The following is a 19,726-nucleotide window of genomic DNA, read 5'->3' on the forward strand; positions in this document are numbered from 1 at the left end:
ACTAAAACAACGAATAAATATGCTCAAAGATTCATTTGTTAGGCCTTACTCCCACTTCAGTACACCCTTGCGGATAATGTAGTAGAAGCCTGCCAGTAGCAATCCCATAAACAGGACCATTTCAATAAAGCCAGTCATACCCAGCCCTTTGAAATTGACTGCCCAGGGATACAAGAAAATAACCTCTACGTCGAATAGAACGAACAGGATGGCAATCAGGAAATACTTGATCGAGATTGGTGTACGAGCATCGCCCTGAACCGGAATACCACACTCAAAAGGGTCATCTTTTTTCTGGCTATTGCGCTTGGGCCCAATCGCGTGTGTAACCACCATCGTAGTAACGATGAAACCAATGGCTAAACCTAGTTGAATGAGAACCGGCAGATAGTCGGCAGGAACGTAAGTTGCGTTCATATCACAAAGTCTGAATATCGGGGGCAAATGTAACGATAAAACCAATAGCCCATTTGTCAGCAACGGGTTCTTATCCCGAACATCATTCAAATATACGGCATAACCGTTGGTTAATCAAGATTCAACCAATTGAGCCGAAGTAGATTGCGTATTTTATACAAGAAGACCTTCTCATACGAGAAGGTCTTCTTGGCATTCCAGCGTTTTGAAAACTTTGATTAGGGGGCTACTATAATCCGTCTGGCAACATCGAACCCGGCGGCACGAACCCGAACAATATAGACACCTTGTGTAAGGCCAGATAGATCAATAGACTTCCGCTCGTTAAATAAAGGCACTGTGTATGAAGCTATTTGCTGGCCAGTGAGTGAGTAAACGTCAACCAGGGCATCCTTTAAATTTTCGATTGTTTCAACAGTTACAGTACCTGTTGTCGTTGGGTTTGGATAGACACTAACTCCGCCAGTTGTTTGATCAAATACAAATGGTTGAGGTACGCTATAGTCAGAATAGCAAGTTAAATTAGAACCGTTATTAATTGTAAACGTAGCCTTTGTCCGGGCAGAATAGTTGCCGCTTACAATCACTTTTATGACAGAGCTATTTTGAGGAATAACTTCATTGGCACGTCGCCAGTCAAATTGGTTGGTTTGTGCTCCTGTAGATGTTGGTACGGTAGCTTCGAGTGAGTAGGTCCCTACCTGCTGAACGGTTGGTGCCTGCAGTTTAGGACGTACTGTTAACGTAATAGCTGACGATTGAGCCGATTTACAACCATACACATTAATAGCCTGTACAGAATAGGTACCGGAGGTGGTCAGCGAAATAGTTTTGGTAGACACACCTGTACTCCAAAGTGGAAAGCTGCCTGCCGATGTTGTGGCTCCCAAACTTAATACAGAATCAGCGCATATTTGTTGCTGACTGGCCGCTGCCTGATTTGGTTGACTATTGAGTGTAATAGTAGGAACCGTAGGTTGAACAACTCCCTGAACGTCAATCGAAGGAGACAAATAAGTATTACCTGTGTTGTCCTTTAGCGTTGCCCGGTAAACGCCGGGTTGGGTGATCGTAATATTTTGCGTTGTCTGGCCACTACTCCATGTGTAGCTTTTGTAGGCATTGGGTAAGCTGACAGTCAGGCTATTATTAGATCCAGAGCAGACAACCCGAACAGAGGGTTGAGCAAGCGGAGTTAGCGGGCGCGAGGTGGCAAAGAAGATCGAATTTAAGCTGTTAAACCAGGCCTGGCCTAATTGTTTTAAGCCATCGCCACCAAAATGCACTTCGCCTTCGTAGCGAGGTATTTGGATATTGTCCGTAAATGGACCTGCAAAAACGTTGTTGTTATACGTATTGATCACATCGTTCTGAGCCTGAATAATGTCTTGGCTCACCTGCCCTGTATTGTAGGAGGATCGTGCTAAAACCCACGCAGGATAACGATCAGTATCGGAGCGGGTTTTATTCACCAGGTACTGCATATCATTAGCATAGGCCGTACGGGTAGAGTGAAGCGGTACGTTGTCATTTTCCCCCTGTTGCCATAAAACGGCGCGTAAACCTTGGAGAGAGCAGTAATAACGTAGAGCAATCAGAAGGTTGGCATACGGCATACCAGCTGGAAAATTTTCATTGGGAGTACCCATGGCGAAAATATTCTTCGTAACTATACCATCAGCGCTCTCCCGCCAATTTTTAATAACCGTAGCCTGCCATGCTGTATTGATGAACAATACAGGAACATTGTATTGCTTAGCAATCAGGTCGCCTAAAACACCCCAGCACCAGGCGCTTTGGCCACGGGGGCCAATCAGAGAGTTAGCGCTAAGTTGCTGGAAGCTTGGGGCCGGGGGATCGGCAAGTGAATTAGCCGCAATATTATCGTACGTAACACAATTCACACGATCATCAGCAGCGCCCACGGCCCCAAATCCCTGGAAGCCCTGTGCGTTTGATTGACCTGTTACAATAAATACCTCACCAACACCAACTTTTCGAATAACATCGCTACCAATTACAGTGCCTCCCGAAAAAGCCTGAACTTCGAGCCGGTACCAACCACCCTGTGCCCGTATTGAGCTTTGAAAAATACCGCCCTGAGGATTTCTTTGTATAGTTGCCCAATCTGTGTTTAATCCTTGTCCCGTTACTTCTGCAACAACTCTGGCCTGGACGCTATCGATGGGTTGGTAGAAGTTCCCTGATAAATAAATGGTACTAATATTATCGTTTCCTCTCTGAAATACGGCCCGACTTTCGGGATACGTAATTTTGATGACCGGAGTAGTTTGTGCCTGAACACGAAAAGATATTATTGCTACCAGCGATAGTAGAAATAATAATAATGAATAGTTGTTTCTCATGTGTCGCTTTAAATCGGTCTTGTTGTTGACAATACATTGATGATCGCAAATTGTGCAGGCACCAATGCAACAATCAGACCTTACTCAACCCTACGGTTCTAGTCTTGCACTATTTTGTTATATAGGGCGGGTAGAGCGTAGTTTTTTTGATTGAACGGTAGGTTGAGCTATAATATTATAAACCTAACAAAATTCGTTTTGAGCGGGAAAAATTCGTTCCCTGTACTTGTAGAATATAAACGCCCGCCGGAATTTCACGTAGGATGAGTTGTTTACGCTCATCGAAAATGCTGACAGTTCGGGTCGTTACCAACTGTCCATTTAGGGTATAAATTGACACTGTCGCGTTCGCGATATTTTCCTGCGTTTCAATAGTAACAACTTTGTCGGGGTTGGGGTTGGGATAGATACTTAAGCCGTTAACACTCGGGTCAATCGTGAGTGTATAAGGGACTGAGGGAAGAGAGTAACAAACAAGCGTATTGGAATAAACCTGCGACGATCTTGCCGTATAGGCTCCAGATGTTCCCGCTTTTATGATTGCTGTCTGGACAGTTAGCGAATCACTATCTCTACGCCATCTGAATAAATCGCTATTTGTTGAGCTAACAGCCTGGAGTGTAAACGTTCCTATGGCGTTGACAGAGGGTGCAGGGGGCAAAGCTCTAACTGTTACCGTTGTTGTAGTGGATTGAGGAGAAATACAGCTATTCTGATCGCGCACCTTTGCTGAGTAACCACCGGCCGTGCCCGTTGTAATACTACGTGTAGAATCTCCAGTAGACCAAAAAACAGTATAAGGTCCTTCAACGGTGAAGGTCACTCGGTCGCCATCGCAAATTTCTGGCGAACGGTTCGATAAAATCGTTGGAGCGTTTGGCAGAGGATTAACCCGAACATTTATGACTGTCGAAAAAACAGACAGGCATCCATTCTGGTCAAGCGACTGGGCTGCGTAGTTACCTGATTGAGTAACTGAGATTGTCTTTGTTGTTTGACCGTCTGACCACACGATGTTCAGTGGAGTTGTTGCGGATAGGGCTACGCTATTACCGGCGCAGAACGTAGTAGCTCCAGCAGCAGCTACAGACGGGGTTGCTGGAAGTGGATTAACCTTAACAGATACTACGTCAGATAAGACAGATGTACAACCATACACATTCTGAGTTTTAACCGAAAAGTCGCCTGATTGACTAATCGTCAGGCTTTGCACCGTTTGACCACTAGTCCATAAATAGGCTGCATCAGTGGGAGCTGAGAGCACTACGTTACGGTCTGCACAGAAGGTTGTTGAGCCACTGGCAGTGATAACTGGTTTTGCGGGAACCGGGTTCGCAACTACTGGAATCACGTTAGAAGGAGCCGAGGTACAACCGTTTTGGTCTGTTACAGTAAGACTGTATGAGCCTGACCCCGTTACGGTAATTTGTTTGGCTTTTTGGCCGTCGCTCCAGTTATACGTAACATTATTACTGGAGGCTATCAGCACCGTATTATCGCCCTGGCAAAAGGTTGTTGGTCTACTATTGGTAACTACTGGTGTGGCTGGTAGAGGATTAACAGACAGTTGCAGCGTATTTGAAATAAAGTCGCAGCCGCTCACATCTCGATACCGAACCGCATACCCGCCGGCAGTGGTCGCATTGAATGCCCGGCCAGAAGCCAGGCTTGTATTGCCCGGTTGACTAATCCATGTTACGTTATCATAGTTACTGGTCAATGCCAGTGCGCTACCTTCACAAATCGCTGGGAGACCATTATTGGCTACGCTAGCTACTGGAGTCGCTGATACGCGCACATATCCTGTAAAGCTTGTGTTACCTTTAGCGTCTTTCACTTTTGCCCGGTATAAACCAGGGCCTTTCGTAATGCTTTGTGTTGTTTCGCCAGACTCCCATTGAAAGGACGAATAGCTGCCATTAACGGTGAAGGTTAGATTATTTCCTGAACAAGCAACCGAAACAGTAGGAGCTAAAGCAGGCGGCTGAGGGGTTGAGTTTTGGAAAAAGGCATCGTTTAAACTACTATTCCACAGATTAGATACGGAAACTAACCCGTTGTAGTCAAAATGCACACCGTCGGGATCATTCAATGGAGGACGGTTTCTGGGTACTTGAACGGTATCTGTTGCCGGGCCAGCAAAAACGTTTGTTGTGGTTGAAATTACTTGGTTCTGAGCTGCAATAATATTTTGATTTGAGCCGAGTGGATCATAGTGCGAAGCTCTGGCAACCATCCAGCTAAGGGGTTTTCCGTAATCGTCCCGAGTTTGATTAATAACAAATTTTAAGTCTGCTACGTAGCTGGCCGTGCTCGTATTAAATAAATTATCGGCTTCACCCTGATGCCATAATATGGCTCTAATGCCAAGCATATTGGCATAATACTGTAAAGCCAGCTTTAGGTTTATATAGGGTTGACGAGCTGGATACGGCGAACCTCCGTAACCATAAGCTTGGCCGCCTTCGGGGGCACTATCGCTCCAGTTTCTAACCGATGTACCTTGAAAAGCAGCATTGAAAAATAAAATCGGGACATTTAAACGGCTGGCCAGCAAATCGCCAAGTCGGCCCCAGCACCAGCTTCCTGTTCCACGAGGGGCAATAAAGGAGTTGTCGTTATTATCCAGATGAGAGAACTGCGGAGTGGGAGGGTCATTAGGGAAGCCACCATCTGGAAACCTATAATTTACGCTATTGACGCGATCGTCAGTAGAAGGGGGGGCGCTTCTGTGTACACCCTGAGCGTTTGATTGTCCGGCTATGACAAAAACTTCGCCTACACCTACGCGTTCAATTGTTAGAATATCACCCACCTGCTGATCGCCATTTAGCCCTCTGACCTGAAGATCATACCAACCACCTGTGGCTGTTATGTCGCCAGCAAATATTCCCCCTGTGGGGTTTGCCTGTATGGTTGCCCATTCGGTTGAAGTGCCCTGATTATTTCTGGCTTGAACGCGAGCCTGGACGCCTGTGATCGCCGTCGTATAATAACCTGTAATGCGGAATGTGGCCTGGTTAGCACTATTTCGCTGAAAAACCGCTCGACTCGTCGGGAAGGAAACTTGAAGCTGGGCCATCGTTAATGTCGGCAGTAGGATGCTGAGAACAATACTGCAGGCCAACGAAATATTTTTCATAGCGTTTTAAGTGCGGCCAGGTTGTACCGTAAAGGCCAAATGGATCGATCTGTTTATTCAGTCGGTTCAGCAGTCGTATTTAAACACTGCCAAATGCTATCTTTTAATTCATTTAATCCTTGTTGACTGACTGCCGAAACAAATGTTACTGGTAATTTTTTGGGTAACGATTCTTTAATACGTACTAATTCGTCCGGGTCAACTAAGTCAATTTTTGAAATGGCTAATAACCGATCTTTATCCATGAGTTCGGGATTGTACTCACGCAGTTCGTTTAAAAGCGTATTATATTCTTGGCGGATATCTGCACTATTAGCTGGTATTAGAAATAGTAATACAGAGTTTCGTTCAATGTGTCTCAGGAACCGAAGTCCTAATCCTTTACCCTGTGAAGCTCCTTCTATAATACCTGGAATATCAGCCATTACGAATGACTTATACTCTCTATAGGCAACGACTCCTAAATTGGGTACAAGGGTTGTAAACGGATAATCAGCAATTTCGGGTTTGGCTGCTGAGAGAACAGATAAGAGCGTTGATTTTCCCGCGTTAGGAAATCCAACCAGGCCTACATCCGCTAAAAGCTTCAACTCTAGTACTACCCATTCTTCCATACCCGCTTCGCCAGGCTGGGCATAATCGGGTGCTTGTTGTGTCGATGACTTAAAATGAGTATTCCCTAAACCTCCGCGACCTCCTGGGAACAGAATCAGCTCTTGACCATCCTCGGTAATTTCAGCTAGTTGCTGGCCAGTATCAGGGTGTTTGGCGATTGTTCCTAGAGGAACCTCAAGAATAACATCTTCCCCTTGTGCCCCACTTCTGCGGCCACCTTCTCCTGCAACGCCATTTCCGGCTTTTACGTGTTTCCGATATTTTAAATGTAGTAATGTCCAGAGTTGGGCATTGCCCTTCAAAATAATATGTCCTCCTCGTCCACCATCGCCACCGTCAGGCCCCCCTTTCGGCGTATGTTTTTCTCGCCTAAAGTGTACCGAGCCCGCTCCGCCCGCTCCTGAACGACAATTTATTTTTACGTAGTCAATGAAATTAGATGAAGCCATATGTTTTACAGTGCCATACAGCTATCATACATACACAGAGTAGCTGTTAACGATGGAATGACCTAATTGCTTGCTTGCTGAATTTCAGCGCAGATATGGTCAAATATTGTTTCAATATTGCCGATGCCATCGATAGCGGCAAATTTTCCTTGTTGATTATAATAGCCGGCAACCGGAGCCGTCTTGTCATTGTACTCTTTTACTCGGCGACGTATTAATTCTTCATTTTGGTCGTCTGGCCGGCCAGACGTTTGTCCACGTAACAATAAGCGACGTGTTAATTCCTCATCATCGACAACCAATGCAACCATTGTTGTGATTTGAGTATTATGCTGTGCTAATAGTTGATCTAAGGCTTCCGCCTGAGGAACAGTACGTGGAAAACCGTCAAAAATAAAGCCTGCAGCAGACTGATTTTCCTGCAGCTTATTTTCAATCATGCCAATAACAACCTCATCCGGTACTAATAAGCCTTGATCCATCAGTTGCTTTGCCCGTAGGCCTAGCTCCGTGCCTGCCGCTATTTGTGAACGTAACAAATCGCCCGTAGATAAATGAACTAAGTTGTATTTAAGGATCAGTTTCTCGCTTTGGGTTCCTTTGCCGGCTCCTGGAGGGCCAAACAGTACAAGGTTAAGCATACGGCTTTTTTTAGTAGTGTCGTCTGGGTGAAAATTTGCGCCCGCAAAGTTACGATTACACTCGAAAAATAATATAAGGATTGTTGGCTAGCTAGCGCTTTTTATTAACTGGAAATCAAATAAAAAAGCGTAGATGGATCATCTACGCTTTTTTACAAACTAATCAGTTGTTTTTATTTACCTGCTGTACTTTTCTTCGCTGCTGGTTTAGCCGCTGGCTTACCTGCAGGTTTTGTCGCTTGCACAGGGGTTTCTTTAGGCCCTTCTAACGCTTTCTTAACATCGGCATCGTTCGGGCTTATTTCCAAAACTTTGTTGAAATACTCTTTGGCTTTGGCATCGTCTTTTTTCGCAATACTGAAGCCTGCGAGTGTTTTATAGGCCGTTACCTGGTAGCGAGAATAATCGGTTTTGTCGTTTGGATCTTTCTTATCCGTGGTCTGCTCAATGAACTTCAGGAAGATAGGCGTAGCTGCTTCACTAGCTTTTTCTGGGTCTTTAGAATAAGCGTAGTAGTTAGCCATTCCACTGTAGTAATAAGCAAGTGGGTATGTTTTACCATCCGCTTCGATTTTCTGAGCCATTTGCTGGAAAGCAGAGTCGGCAGTAAGATAATACTGTTGCTTCAACTGAGCTGTTTGAGCTGAATCCATTGGTGCAGCTGTACTATCGCGACCAACGCGTGGAGCATATTGGTAACTAGCCAGACCTAACCACAAATAATCGTTATTCTGCGGTTTTTTATCATGCTTAATTGTTTTGTCGTAGTAAGCTGCTGCTTTGTCAAACCGCTTCAAGTCATAATATTTCTTAGCGATTTCACGATACAAATTATCAACTGTATCTTCTGCAGCTGCTTTCTCCAGATTAATAACGCTCAGAGAGTCTCCTTCAGGAGTTGCTAACTGGCCATAAGCACGACCCAGGTATTTGTAATCATCATAGATTACTTTTTGGGGTGCTGTAGTGATAAATTTGTTCAAAGACTCAACAGCTTCGTTGTTTTTATTCAATGCCGTATAAGCCCATCCATACATCCGATCAATAATTGGGTTGTTAATTTTGCCCTTTAATTGATCAAGATATGTAATAGCACCTTGGTAATCTTCTGCAAGGAACTTATAGCGTGCTACGTCCAGTAACTGCTCTGGATCTGTTGTACCGCTTTTCTGAACGTATAGCTCATAGTTTTGGGCAGCCGATTTGTAGGCCCGAGAGTTGGCAAGAGCATCAGCGTAGGCGCGATACGTAGGGGCAAACTCTGGATCATTCTGAATCGCTAACTTGAAATATTCCTGTGCCTTGGTGTAGTTTTTACCACGTAGATAAAGACGACCAATTTTGTAGTTAGCTTCTGCCAGATTTGGCGTGATTGCTAATGCATTTTCATATTTGGAAATAGCGTTACCTCCGTCGTTTTTCAAGAAGTATGCATCACCAAGAAGCATTTCAATCTCAGCGTTCTCATTCTTTTTGTCTTTCTCATCGGCAATAGTGAGCAGACGTATTGCTTCAGCTGGATCATTTGTTTCTTCCAGAGTGTACATTTCCCCGGCGCGGATCAGAACATCCTGATTTTTGCTCTTGGTAGCTGCAACGGCGTTATCAATCAATGTTTTAGCCGCAGCACGGTCTTTTTTTGCTAATGCTACGCCGGCCAAGCCTACATTGTTTAGCTGATTTTTTGCATCTGCAGCTGCGCCTTTTTCAAAAGCTGCTTTAGCCTGATCAATTTGTCCGCTTCTGAGATAATAATAGCCTAAATAAAACTGGTTCTCAGCTGATGGTGAACTGGAGGCTAACTGGGTAAGAGTTTGGCCTGCTTTGGTAAATCGCTCAGCCTCCACGTCTTTCAGAGCGGTTTGGAGATCCTGTGCTACTAATGGAGTAGTCAGGGTAGCCCCCATGAACAGGATGGTCAACAGCGATTTTCTCTGGTTGTTCATCATGTATTTCAGGTTGGAAATTGAAAAAAAGGTTTTATGAATACTAAACAATTGACAAAACTAAAAAATTGCGGTGAAACCTAAAAACTTCCCTATTTTCTTAGATTAACCTCTCGATTATATGGTACAGAGGGCCAAAGGCCTAACTTATAGATTATAAGCGATCCGGCATCCCGAATAACGTAATTTACTAATCCACCAGCCAACCCCGGATGAGCCTCTCGACTTAGAGCGTATACCGGCCGACGTAATGGGTAACGTTGCATACCTAAGTCTTCCTGAAAAGGCTGAAAATAGTCAGCCCGCCCTGTTGGGTTATCTTTTGGTGAAACACCCATTACTCGAAGGTCTTTTGAGAGTTCTCCAGTTAGTGGTTCATCACCATCGCTAATCCAGTTAACTCCTATAAAACCTAAAGCTGATGGGTTATCACGGACAAAGTCAATAACCTCGCGATTCGACTTGGTTGTAAATATCCGTAGGTTATTTACGTCTGTAATGCCAAAGGTATTTAATACAAACTCTAAATTTGACGAATTGTTATTGTCAAATACAAGGGTTATAGGATTCGATTGACTACCGCCTGGTAACTGTGACCAGTTTTTGATTTTGCCAGAAAAAATATTTTTTAGCTCACTCATTGTAATCAAACTGTCAGTATTTGTCCGATTAATAATGAGTGCCACCCCGTCCGTCGCTAATTTAGTTGCTGATCCTACAATTTTACTCTTGTCTAAAACAGCTTGCTCTCCCTTTGTTAGGGTTCTGGTCGTAAAAGCAACTCGCGCACTATCTTGGAGCATAAGATTTATAGCTTCCTTTTCAGGACGATATACAATCTTAAAATGGGCATCAGGGTAAATACCTGAGTAAGCGGAGGTAAGCTGAGTGACTAAAGGTTTAAACGATTCGTCGGCTGCTATTACAATGGTACCTCTGGATGGGTTGTCTAATTTGGGCTTTCCATTGTCACAGCTAACAAACAATCCCGTAATCAGAACTGCCCACCAAATTCTAAATTTAGTCATTGCTTCGAAAACCTTGGTAAGCTCTATAAGCTCTGAAACTTCCATAAAGTAATAGCAGTGTTGCTAATCCATATCGGAGAAATCCTGGATCAGGAAACACTCCAAAAGACTGAGAGGAGGCTATCAGTGCGATGCCTCCTCCCAAGTATGCCAGCGAAGCTAGTACTGAAATGAATAGTGTTAGCTTCGCTGGACCTCGATTTTGTCCGCGCATAGAGTGATTTATTCCAGCGTGAAGTTGATCGGCAGGTTGTATTTTACCCGAACCGGACGGCCTGATTGTTTACCAGGACGCCATTTTGGCATGCTTTTTACAACGCGTTGCGCTTCTTCATCCGTACCAAATCCTAAGCCTTTCAGTACCTGTACGTCCTGGATACTACCATCCGTATTTACGACAAAGCTTACGAATACGCGGCCAGATATGTTAGCACGCTGTGCTGCTGCTGGATACCGGAGGTTTTTACCAAGGTACTGACCTAAAGCGGCCATACCACCTGGAAACTCTGGCTGTTGCTCAACCACCGTAAAGATTTCTTCTTCTTTAGGGGCGGCTTCTACGGCAGCTTCTACTTTAGTTGGAGCGGCTGTAGCTTCAGGAGCGGCAATTACTTCTTCTGCATTAGGATCCCCTTCCTGCGTTTTCTCAGCAGCAACAGCTTCTTTGAGTTCCTCTACAGCTGGTGGAGGAGTTTCTTCCGGCACCTCTTCATCCGGCTTTACTTCCGGTGGAAGGAATTTCACCGTGTTCACTTTTGGTACTTCTACCGGTGGTGGTGGCGGTGGTGGTGGCTCGTTCGGGTCGATAGGTGGTGGTGGAAGTTTCATTAAATCCACTTCTACCATTGCCTGTTCTTCCGGTTCTGGGGTCAAAGCTGTGATGATGGTCGGTGTTAGAACACCTAGTGTAAATAAAATACCACCAATAACTAGGGCACGAGTAACGGTCTTGGGATAGGTTTTCCGCAGATCGTAGGCACCATATGCTTTGTTCCGATTGGCAAACACGATATCATCGAGTGTTGCCTTTGCGTCTAATTCTGCCATGGTGTTATGCGTCTAATTTTACTTTGTCCTTGAGAAGCTTTTTCTCGTCTGGTGTTAACTGATCCACCAGAGCATACCGCTTCGTTTTCGTGATAGCCATTTCGTCAAGTACATCTACCATATTTTTGTAAGATGACTCTTTTGTTGGCTTAATAACTACTACGAACTTATCTGCTGGTACTTTTCTTGCATTCTCCTGAATGGCCTGACGAAAGTCATACCCATATCCAACGGTCTTTACTTCTGGTTCTTCGTTTGCGGCCTTACCGAAAATGTAATGCGCTTTATTGTCTTTCCCCAGGAAGATCGTCATTACGTTCGAAGCCTTGATAGGCTCTGTTTCCTCTTTTTGAGTTTTATCCGGCACGTTGAGCGTCATCGAAGATGGTTTGCTCAAGGTGGTGGCTAAGATGAAAAAGGTGATGAGAAGGAAGCCTAAGTCAACCATTGGCGTCATATCCACACGGGTTGACGCTTTCTTTGACCGTACCTTACCACCGTCATGCTTACCACCACCACCACCGGTGTTAATTTCTGCCATGTTTTCTTAACAGATTCGCGTGGTGAAAAATCGTTTTTGTGCAATCAATCAGGTTTCCACCCAGCAGGAGGGGCTTCTGTACCTGTAATCAGGTTGAACTTGTTGATATTTTGCGCCTGAAGCGTAGCTAATACATTTTTAAACTCAGGAAACTTAGCCAGGTTGTCACCTTTTAAAGCAATCCGAAGAGCGTTATTAGCTTTACGAGCGTTAAATACCCAATCTTTAAGTTCATTCGTTGCTCCGGCTCCGGTTGAATCTGTTGGAATACCTGGCTGTTTAATTTTTGCCTGTTGCTCCTTAGGTAGATTCAAGTATGATTTCAGCTGGCTGATAGGAAGTCCAAAGTTTGACATGAGCGCAAACTCACTTTTCTCTTTAGGAGAGAAAGTGATGCCTTTTGCTGCTGCGATGTTGTCAAGCATGGCCAGGCGGTGCTGCTGGTTATCAATACCGAAATAAACTTTTCCATCTCTGCCAAGACCAATGGTCATGATGTCGCTATCGGGAACTTTGATGCCGGAAATAGACGAGGGCGTTTCAATTGCTGCTGCATCCTGAGAGCGGAATTGCGCTGTCAGAATAAAGAATGTTAACAGCAGGAATGCCACGTCGGTCATTGCCGTCATGTCCACCGAAGAACTGGCACGTTTAATTTTAACTGCTGGCATGAGTTATTTTGTTTGCTACCTGCCCAGCCTAAGCTAAGCAGGTGATTAATTATACACTATCGACTAGTAGTGAGCAGCGAAGTTCTGCTGAATGCTCAGACCAATTTCGTCGATGTTGTAGGTCAGAACGTCAATACGGCTAGTGAAGTAGCTATACATGATCGTTGCAATAGCAGCTGTACCAATGCCAAGAGCGGTGTTTACAAGAGCTTCAGAAATACCGGTCGATAGAGCACCTGTGTCAGGCTGACCCGTAGCACCCATAGCTGCGAAAGCACGGATCATACCAAGTACCGTTCCAAGTAGGGCGATCAGTGTAGAAACCGAAGCAAGCGTAGCAATAATCGTCAGGTTCTTTTCCAGCATTGGTAGCTCAAGCGTAGTAGCTTCTTCCACTTCCTTCTGCAGAGCTACTAGTTTCTGTTCTTTGTCCAACTGCGTATCAGTAGCTAACTGTTGGTATTTTACCAGGGCTGTTTTAACAACGTTACCGATTGAACCCTTTTGCTTATCACAAGCCTGGATAGCAGATGCTACGTCATTGCGGTCAAGCGCAGCTTTTACTTTTTGTACGAAATCGTCGATTGATCCTGTACCGTTAGCGCGGCCGATCGTGATAAACCGTTCGATAGAGAACACAAGTACGGTTAAGAAACAGGTAAACAGAATTGGTACAATAAATCCACCTTTATAGACAGTACCGAAGTAATCGCCTGGTAGAGGTTCTTTTGTGTTGTCACCTTCCTGGAAGTGGCTGCCATCACCAAAGACGAACATGTACGTCAGGATACCAATCAGCAGCAAAACTGGAATTACTAATGCGGGGTTCAAGCCACCTGACTTCTTTTTTGGTGCCGCTGCTTTGGCTGGTGCTGGAGAAGGAGTTTGTGTTTTCATTGGAACTAGACTGTAGGGTTAAATTTGAAAGTTGGTTTGCCCGGTAAAAAAAGCAAAAAATTTAGACTCTTTCGGTTTGTTCAGTTAAAAATTTGAGTGAAAGCCTTCGAAACCTCTACAAAACTAAGGTTTTTCCGACGAATACAATGCAAACGTATTAGCCAAATTTTCTTTGCTCTTTACAATTTATCGACAATTAACATCATACTCCTTGTTTTATAATTCCAGTATTTTATAGATGAATTGTCCGGTAAAACCTTGTTTTTCAAGTGCCAACAGCCAAACTTCCCGATAGCTGATGTTGAGTCGCTTACGAATAGGAGGGGCCTTGTTCATAAAATAATTGTTAAGAAAGTCTTAGCAAAAAATTGTTGAATTGCTTTTAGTCTATTGATGCATCAACTTTCTGGATTCCATAAAGCAGAACAAAATTTTTTTGTTTACTGAAATCTACAGGAAGTATCTAATCGTATATAATATACGTATTGGTTGATACTAATAAAAAATTATACTTAAATAGGTTAGGGTTATCAAATAACTTAGATTATTTATACGTTTTATTTGATCAGCCCAGGTTCTTTGTAGTTTGGCAGGACACCATTCAAGATGATGATATACTTATACTGCTTTAGATTTATAACCGTATTTGCTACGTTAGGTGTAACTACGTTTGATTTTTTTCAGAAGCTTACTAGCCTATCAGAAAAATGGCCATTTGCTGGCTGGCTAACTTTTTCTATTTTACTCGATATTGTTGCCTTGACTTGTGGAGCGCTTACGACACATGCCTTATTATCACTATGGCGAGGAACCTCGTTCTGGAAGGACTTGGTCGACTATGAACCCAATCAGGCAATTATGAATTAGCTATACTTTGCTTGTAAATAACAAAAAACGGCCGAAAGGCCGTTTTTTGTTATAAAAAAAGACGCATTACTGCGTCTTAATGATTTAGTCGGGAAGGCGGGATTCGAACCCACGACCTCTTGCACCCCATGCAAGCACGCTACCGGACTGCGCTACATCCCGAATCGGAGCGCAAAAATAGCAAAGAGAGTAGAATGAACAATACTGGATGTGAAATTTCTTTCTTGTATTGCGTTCATTCTACTCTCGATCCGTTAGTTTTTACTACTTCCCTGAGTGGCAGGGGGCTGATTGGTCCGGCGCTGTTGCTGCATCGGATTCAACCCCTGCGGTCCGAAGCGCTGCTGTTTATACAGCTGGAAGCGAGTCGGTTGTGCTACACGAGGAAAGGAATTGTTTTCCGTATCAATATCTGCTATCTCCTGATAAGGATCGAGTGTCCACTGCTTTACCTTTTTAGGTGTTGCAATAACTTTTTTGATTGCTACGTCATTGAAACGCCAAATCTCGGCTGGAAACCGGGCCACTGAATCCGTGCCATCTTCAAACTCCATCCGAATAATGACGGGCATCGGTACTCCCCCTTTATTTTTCAGGGATAAGGTATAATAATTGGTACCTGCGCTCTTTTCTAAAGCACTACGTTCGCTTTCACTGAGTGAGGCCAGATAGTCCTGATATTTTTTCTTGTCGGTGTCTGTAACCGCATAAGGATCGTAGCTGTTGTAGAAGTCACGCATACTGCTATCCTGTGCCACTACTGTTTCAGCCTTTGTAGCTGCATCACGCTGTTTGCTGATAGTTCCGGCCCGACGTAGCGCTTCAGCTTTCGCTGCCGCTTTGGTTGCTACTGGATCGCCCGAGTCTACCTGAAACCAGTCCACTTCTACCAGATCCTGATCAACTGGCTCTACGCCATAAAACCAGCCTTTCCAGAACCAATCCAGGTCAACCCCTGATGCATCTTCCATGGTGCGGAAAAAGTCAGCCGGTTCGGGCGATTTGAATGCCCAGCGCCGAGCGTATTCTTTGAACGCATAATCGAATAACTCGCGACCCATTACCGTTTCCCGAAGAATATTTAGGGCTGTCGCTGGTTTAGCGTAGGCATTCGGACCAAGACTTATTACGTTGTCGGAGGAGGTCATGATAGGCGACAGTACTGATTTGTCAGACTTCATGTAGTCGACAATGTATTGAGGCTCGCCACGACGGCTTGGGAAGTTATAGTCCCATTCTTTTTCTGCAAGGTATTGGCAGAACGTATTAAGGCCTTCATCCATCCATGTCCACTGGCGTTCGTCGGAATTGACGATCATGGGAAAAAAGTTATGACCAACTTCATGAATAATGACGCCGATCATGCCCGCTTTGGTTTGCTCTGAATACGTACCGTCTGGCTCAGGACGACCACCATTAAATGAAATCATCGGATATTCCATTCCGCCACCAGACGTAGCATGACAGGAAATGGCTACTGGATAGGGATATTTAATAGTCCGATTGCCGTACGATTTTAGTGTATGTTCAACGACGCGAGTTGAGTACTGCCCCCAAAGCGGGTTGCCTTCTTTAGAATAAAAAGACATACTCCAGATTTTATGGCCATCGCCGTACACATCTGTTTGCATAGCATCCCAGATAAATTTGCGGCTGCTGGCGAAGGCAAAGTCGCGAACATTCTGGGCGTTGAACAACCAGGTTTTCTTCCCTTTTGTATCGCCAGGCTTTGCTTTTTCTGCGGCCTCTGCTTCTGCCTGTGTTACGATGACAACCGGGGTTTTCGACGTAGCGGCTTGAGCCAAACGTTTTTGCTGCGTTGCCGATAATACCTGTTTGTAGTTTTGGCATTCTCCGGTAGAGCCTACAACGTGATCGGCAGGGGCGGTAATTGCTACTTTATAGTTGCCGAAGATCAATGTGAATTCACCCTGTCCCAGGAACTGCTTGTTTTGCCAGCCGTTTACGTCATTGTAAGCGCACAAACGAGGAAACCAGTGAGCAATAAAGTAGTTGTAGTTACCATCCTTTGGAAAAAACTCCATACCGCTACGTCCGTAATACTCCGTAACGTAGTAGTTCCAGTCAACATTGAACGAATAGCTGGTACCTGGCTTCAGAGGAGCCGGTAAATCAATTCGCATCATTGTCTGATTAATGGTGTATTTCAGCGGGTTGTTCGATTTCGCATCTTTAACCGCTGTAATATTATACCCATATTTATCGCTGGCCTGCTGTTGGCTACGTTCCCGAACGGAAGTTAGATTTTGTAATTGAGTGAAACTCATTCCGTTCTCATTCACTCCTCCTGTACGTGTTACGCTCCCAATCGAACCTTTCGCAAACAGATTCTGATCGAGCTGTAACCAGATAAAACGCAGCTCGTCGGTCGAGTTGTTGTGGTATGTAACGGTTTCAGAACCTATAATTTTTTGATTCGCATCATCGAGTTCAACCTTGATGTCATAATCAGCCCGATTCTGAAAATAATCCTTCCCAGGAGCGCCAGCCGCTGTTCTGAACGTATTTGGCGTAGGGAGCATGGGGCCGAGCTGTTCAAAACGCGTATTGGCGTTTTGCGTCGGAGCGGTTGGTGCCTGAGCCAGTAAGGCAGATGACCACAGGGCCAAACCAGCTAGTAACACTGTTTTTCTCATAGTCTATTGGAAGTTAAATGCTTGGGTTAATTTTTACCAGTACCTTGTCGGGCAGGAGCCTGTTGCCGTTGTTGCTGCATCGGGTTAGGAGCACTGCTTCTTCCCTGCTGCTTAAATAATTGGAATCGAGTCGGTTTAGCCACAGGAGGAAATGAATTATCCTCCGTATTTATATCGGCTATTTCGTAGAATGGGTCGAGTGTCCATTGCTTTACTTTCTTAGGTGTTGCAATAACTTTTTTGACTGCTACGTCGTTGAAACGCCAGATTTCGGCTGGAAACCGGGCTACCGAATCGGTGCCATCTTCAAATTCCATTCGGATAATAACGGGCATCGGAATGCCTCCCTTGCTTTGTAGCGACAGCGTATAAAAGTTAGTGCCCGCTTCGGCCAGCAACCGTTCTTCGGCCGTTAGCGAAGCCAGATAGTCCTGATATTTTTTCTTGTCGTTATCAGTTACTGCGTAGGGATCGTAGCGATTATAGAAGTCGCGCATGGTGCTGTCCTGAGCTACTACCGTTTCATCTTTACTCAGCGCATCCCGCTGCTTACTGATTGTATTCATTTTACGCTGGGCTTCAGCGCGAGCGTCGGCTTTGGTAATGTCGGGGTTTTGAGAGCTGGCCTGGAACCAGTCTACTTTCACCAATGCCTGATCAACGGGTTGTACGGTATAGAACCAGCCTTTCCAGAACCAATCCAGGTCAACGCCTGATGCATCTTCCATGGTACGGAAAAAGTCAGCCGGTTCGGGCGATTTAAAGGCCCAGCGCCGGGCATACTCCTTGAAGGCATAATCAAACAACTCGCGGCCCATCACTGTTTCCCGAAGAATATTCAAGGCCGTACCTGGCTTGGTATAGGCATTTGGCCCAAAGGTATTCCCCGGAATATTGTCTGAGCTACTCATGATGGGCACCTGCTGGGTCGAATCCAGTCGCATATAATCAACGATATACTGAGGATCGATGCCATGAGCTGGGAAATCAGCATCCCATTCGAGACACGCTAGCCCTTCCAGGAACGTATTTAACCCTTCGTCCATCCACGACCATTGCCGTTCGTCGGAGTTCACAATCATGGGGAAAAAATTGTGGCCGACTTCGTGAATCACTACCGAAATCAGGAAGTTCTTGGTTCCGACCGAATACGTACCATCGGCCTCTGGACGGGCGCCGTTGAAACTCATCATTGGATATTCCATGCCACCAACGGGACCATGTACCGAGTAGGCTACCGGATATGGATAAGCAATTGTCCGGCGTGAGTAGGAACGTAGCGTGTGGGCTACCAACCGGGTTGAGTACTGGCCCCAAAGCGGATTCGCTTCTTTAGGATAGAGCGACATGGCCCAAACTCGTTTGCCTTCTACGTTTGGCTGAAGAGCGTCCCAGATAAATTTGCGACTACTGGCAAATGCGAAATCACGGACGTTATCGGCCTTATAGATCCAGGTTTTTGTTCCGGTTGGTTTGCCCTTTTCGGCCGCTTCGGCTTCGGCCTGGGTCACAATCAGAACAGGGTTTTCACCCGCTTTATCACCCTTGTTCTTCGCTTCATTCCAGCGTTTTTGCTGAGTGGGAGTTAACACCTGCGTTGCGTTTTGAAGCTCACCTGTTGCGCCAACAATATGGTCGTTCGGTGCGGTAATAGCCACTTTATAATTACCAAAAATCAGTGTGAACTCGCCACGACCCAGGAATTGCTTGTTCTGCCAGCCCGTTACGTCGTTATAGGCACATAAACGAGGAAACCACTGAGCCATTTCGTAGATGTAATTACCATCTTTCGGGAAAAACTCATAGCCAGACCGTGCTCCTACGTTTCTAACATCAACAATATTGAAATTCCAGTCTATCGAGAACGTAGCCGATTTACCTGGTGATACGGGTTGGGGCAGATCAATCCGCATCATGGTTTCATTGATGGTATATTTTATTGGTTTTCCGGCCTGATCACGGACGGAGGTAATTTTATAGCCATAATCTTTCTCGGCTAGACTTTTAGTCGCGTTTAGTTGCTGCAGGGAGGCTCCTCGTTCGGCATTGATACCACCCGTCTGCGATGTTTTGCTGATAACATCAGGACGAAACAGGTTCTGATCTAATTGTATCCACACGTAGGGGAGTATGTCGGTTGAGTTGTTGTGATACGTAATCGTTTCCGAAGCTGTAATCTTTTGATGCGCATCGTCCAGCGCTACCTTGATGTCATAATCAGCACGGTTCTGGAAATAGTCTTTTCCAGGAGCACCAGAGGCTGTTCTGAACGTATTCGGTGTTGGTAGCATGGGGCCGAGCTGCTCAAATCGCGTATTAGCTCGTTGCGACGGTGGGGTGGGAGACTGAGCCCAGGCAGACCATGTTGAAATGGTTAAACTTGTTACCAGCAAAATTATCTTTTGCATAAACAGATTTGTAGTTGTTGACTAAAGTGCTAAA

Annotated in this window: 13 protein-coding genes and 1 tRNA gene; all 14 read right to left on the minus strand. The window is 45.0% G+C overall.

Annotation, left to right across the window (positions count from 1 at the left end; genetic code table 11):
• Positions 1-45: 45 nt before the first annotated feature.
• The 14 genes from GK108_RS02560 to GK108_RS02625 all read right to left on the minus strand — a co-directional run bounded on the left by GK108_RS02560 (position 46) and on the right by GK108_RS02625 (position 19,692).
• Positions 46-417 (minus strand): NADH-quinone oxidoreductase subunit A, encoded by a 372-nt coding sequence (locus GK108_RS02560; protein ID WP_163942272.1) that lies wholly within the window; start codon positions 415-417, stop codon positions 46-48.
• A gap of 218 nt (positions 418-635) precedes the next feature.
• Positions 636-2,783: a T9SS type A sorting domain-containing protein gene (locus GK108_RS02565; RefSeq protein WP_163942276.1), complete on the minus strand. Its 2,148-nt coding sequence runs from the start codon at positions 2,781-2,783 to the stop codon at positions 636-638.
• A 175-nt stretch (positions 2,784-2,958) separates the two neighbouring features.
• Complete coding sequence (locus tag GK108_RS02570; RefSeq protein WP_246224633.1) at positions 2,959-5,865, minus strand: T9SS type A sorting domain-containing protein; 2,907 nt, start codon at positions 5,863-5,865, stop codon at positions 2,959-2,961.
• 113 nt (positions 5,866-5,978) lie between these two features.
• The gene (gene obgE, locus GK108_RS02575; protein WP_163942283.1) at positions 5,979-6,989 is read right to left on the minus strand and encodes a GTPase ObgE; all 1,011 of its coding nucleotides are present in this window, start codon (positions 6,987-6,989) and stop codon (positions 5,979-5,981) included.
• A gap of 62 nt (positions 6,990-7,051) precedes the next feature.
• Positions 7,052-7,630, minus strand: coding sequence for an adenylate kinase (locus GK108_RS02580; RefSeq protein WP_163942286.1), 579 nt, complete (start codon positions 7,628-7,630; stop codon positions 7,052-7,054).
• Positions 7,631-7,803: 173 nt separating this feature from the next.
• Positions 7,804-9,477 carry a tetratricopeptide repeat protein gene (locus GK108_RS02585; RefSeq protein ID WP_394366266.1) on the minus strand — a complete coding sequence of 558 codons (1,674 nt, stop codon included), beginning with the start codon at positions 9,475-9,477 and terminating at the stop codon, positions 7,804-7,806.
• A gap of 191 nt (positions 9,478-9,668) precedes the next feature.
• The gene (locus tag GK108_RS02590) at positions 9,669-10,649 is read right to left on the minus strand and encodes a PstS family phosphate ABC transporter substrate-binding protein (protein WP_394366267.1); all 981 of its coding nucleotides are present in this window, start codon (positions 10,647-10,649) and stop codon (positions 9,669-9,671) included.
• A 177-nt stretch (positions 10,650-10,826) separates the two neighbouring features.
• The gene (locus GK108_RS02595; RefSeq protein ID WP_163942294.1) at positions 10,827-11,651 is read right to left on the minus strand and encodes an energy transducer TonB; all 825 of its coding nucleotides are present in this window, start codon (positions 11,649-11,651) and stop codon (positions 10,827-10,829) included.
• Between the two features lie 4 nt (positions 11,652-11,655).
• Positions 11,656-12,192 (minus strand): ExbD/TolR family protein, encoded by a 537-nt coding sequence (locus tag GK108_RS02600; RefSeq protein WP_163942297.1) that lies wholly within the window; start codon positions 12,190-12,192, stop codon positions 11,656-11,658.
• A gap of 44 nt (positions 12,193-12,236) precedes the next feature.
• The gene (locus GK108_RS02605; protein WP_163942300.1) at positions 12,237-12,863 is read right to left on the minus strand and encodes an ExbD/TolR family protein; all 627 of its coding nucleotides are present in this window, start codon (positions 12,861-12,863) and stop codon (positions 12,237-12,239) included.
• Between the two features lie 63 nt (positions 12,864-12,926).
• Positions 12,927-13,760 (minus strand): MotA/TolQ/ExbB proton channel family protein, encoded by an 834-nt coding sequence (locus GK108_RS02610; RefSeq protein ID WP_163942304.1) that lies wholly within the window; start codon positions 13,758-13,760, stop codon positions 12,927-12,929.
• A gap of 955 nt (positions 13,761-14,715) precedes the next feature.
• Positions 14,716-14,789: transfer RNA gene (locus GK108_RS02615), tRNA-Pro, on the minus strand.
• Between the two features lie 92 nt (positions 14,790-14,881).
• The gene (locus GK108_RS02620; RefSeq protein WP_163942306.1) at positions 14,882-17,284 is read right to left on the minus strand and encodes a M1 family metallopeptidase; all 2,403 of its coding nucleotides are present in this window, start codon (positions 17,282-17,284) and stop codon (positions 14,882-14,884) included.
• 26 nt (positions 17,285-17,310) lie between these two features.
• Positions 17,311-19,692 carry a M1 family metallopeptidase gene (locus GK108_RS02625; protein ID WP_163942309.1) on the minus strand — a complete coding sequence of 794 codons (2,382 nt, stop codon included), beginning with the start codon at positions 19,690-19,692 and terminating at the stop codon, positions 17,311-17,313.
• Between the last annotated feature and the right edge of the window lie 34 nt (positions 19,693-19,726).

This window comes from Spirosoma terrae (assembly GCF_010435915.1).
In the GTDB taxonomy this organism is placed as follows: Bacteria; Bacteroidota; Bacteroidia; order Cytophagales; family Spirosomataceae; genus Spirosoma; species Spirosoma terrae.

Coding starts and splice junctions, on each gene's coding strand:
- GK108_RS02560 (WP_163942272.1), bottom strand. CDS start 417: ATGAACGCAACTTACGTTCCTGCCGACTATCTGCCGGTTCTCATTCAA.
- GK108_RS02565 (WP_163942276.1), bottom strand. CDS start 2,783: ATGAGAAACAACTATTCATTATTATTATTTCTACTATCGCTGGTAGCA.
- GK108_RS02570 (WP_246224633.1), bottom strand. CDS start 5,865: ATGGCCCAGCTTCAAGTTTCCTTCCCGACGAGTCGAGCGGTTTTTCAG.
- obgE (WP_163942283.1), bottom strand. CDS start 6,989: ATGGCTTCATCTAATTTCATTGACTACGTAAAAATAAATTGTCGTTCA.
- GK108_RS02580 (WP_163942286.1), bottom strand. CDS start 7,630: ATGCTTAACCTTGTACTGTTTGGCCCTCCAGGAGCCGGCAAAGGAACC.
- GK108_RS02590 (WP_394366267.1), bottom strand. CDS start 10,649: ATGGAAGTTTCAGAGCTTATAGAGCTTACCAAGGTTTTCGAAGCAATG.
- GK108_RS02595 (WP_163942294.1), bottom strand. CDS start 11,651: ATGGCAGAATTAGACGCAAAGGCAACACTCGATGATATCGTGTTTGCC.
- GK108_RS02600 (WP_163942297.1), bottom strand. CDS start 12,192: ATGGCAGAAATTAACACCGGTGGTGGTGGTGGTAAGCATGACGGTGGT.
- GK108_RS02605 (WP_163942300.1), bottom strand. CDS start 12,863: ATGCCAGCAGTTAAAATTAAACGTGCCAGTTCTTCGGTGGACATGACG.
- GK108_RS02610 (WP_163942304.1), bottom strand. CDS start 13,760: ATGAAAACACAAACTCCTTCTCCAGCACCAGCCAAAGCAGCGGCACCA.
- GK108_RS02620 (WP_163942306.1), bottom strand. CDS start 17,284: ATGAGAAAAACAGTGTTACTAGCTGGTTTGGCCCTGTGGTCATCTGCC.
- GK108_RS02625 (WP_163942309.1), bottom strand. CDS start 19,692: ATGCAAAAGATAATTTTGCTGGTAACAAGTTTAACCATTTCAACATGG.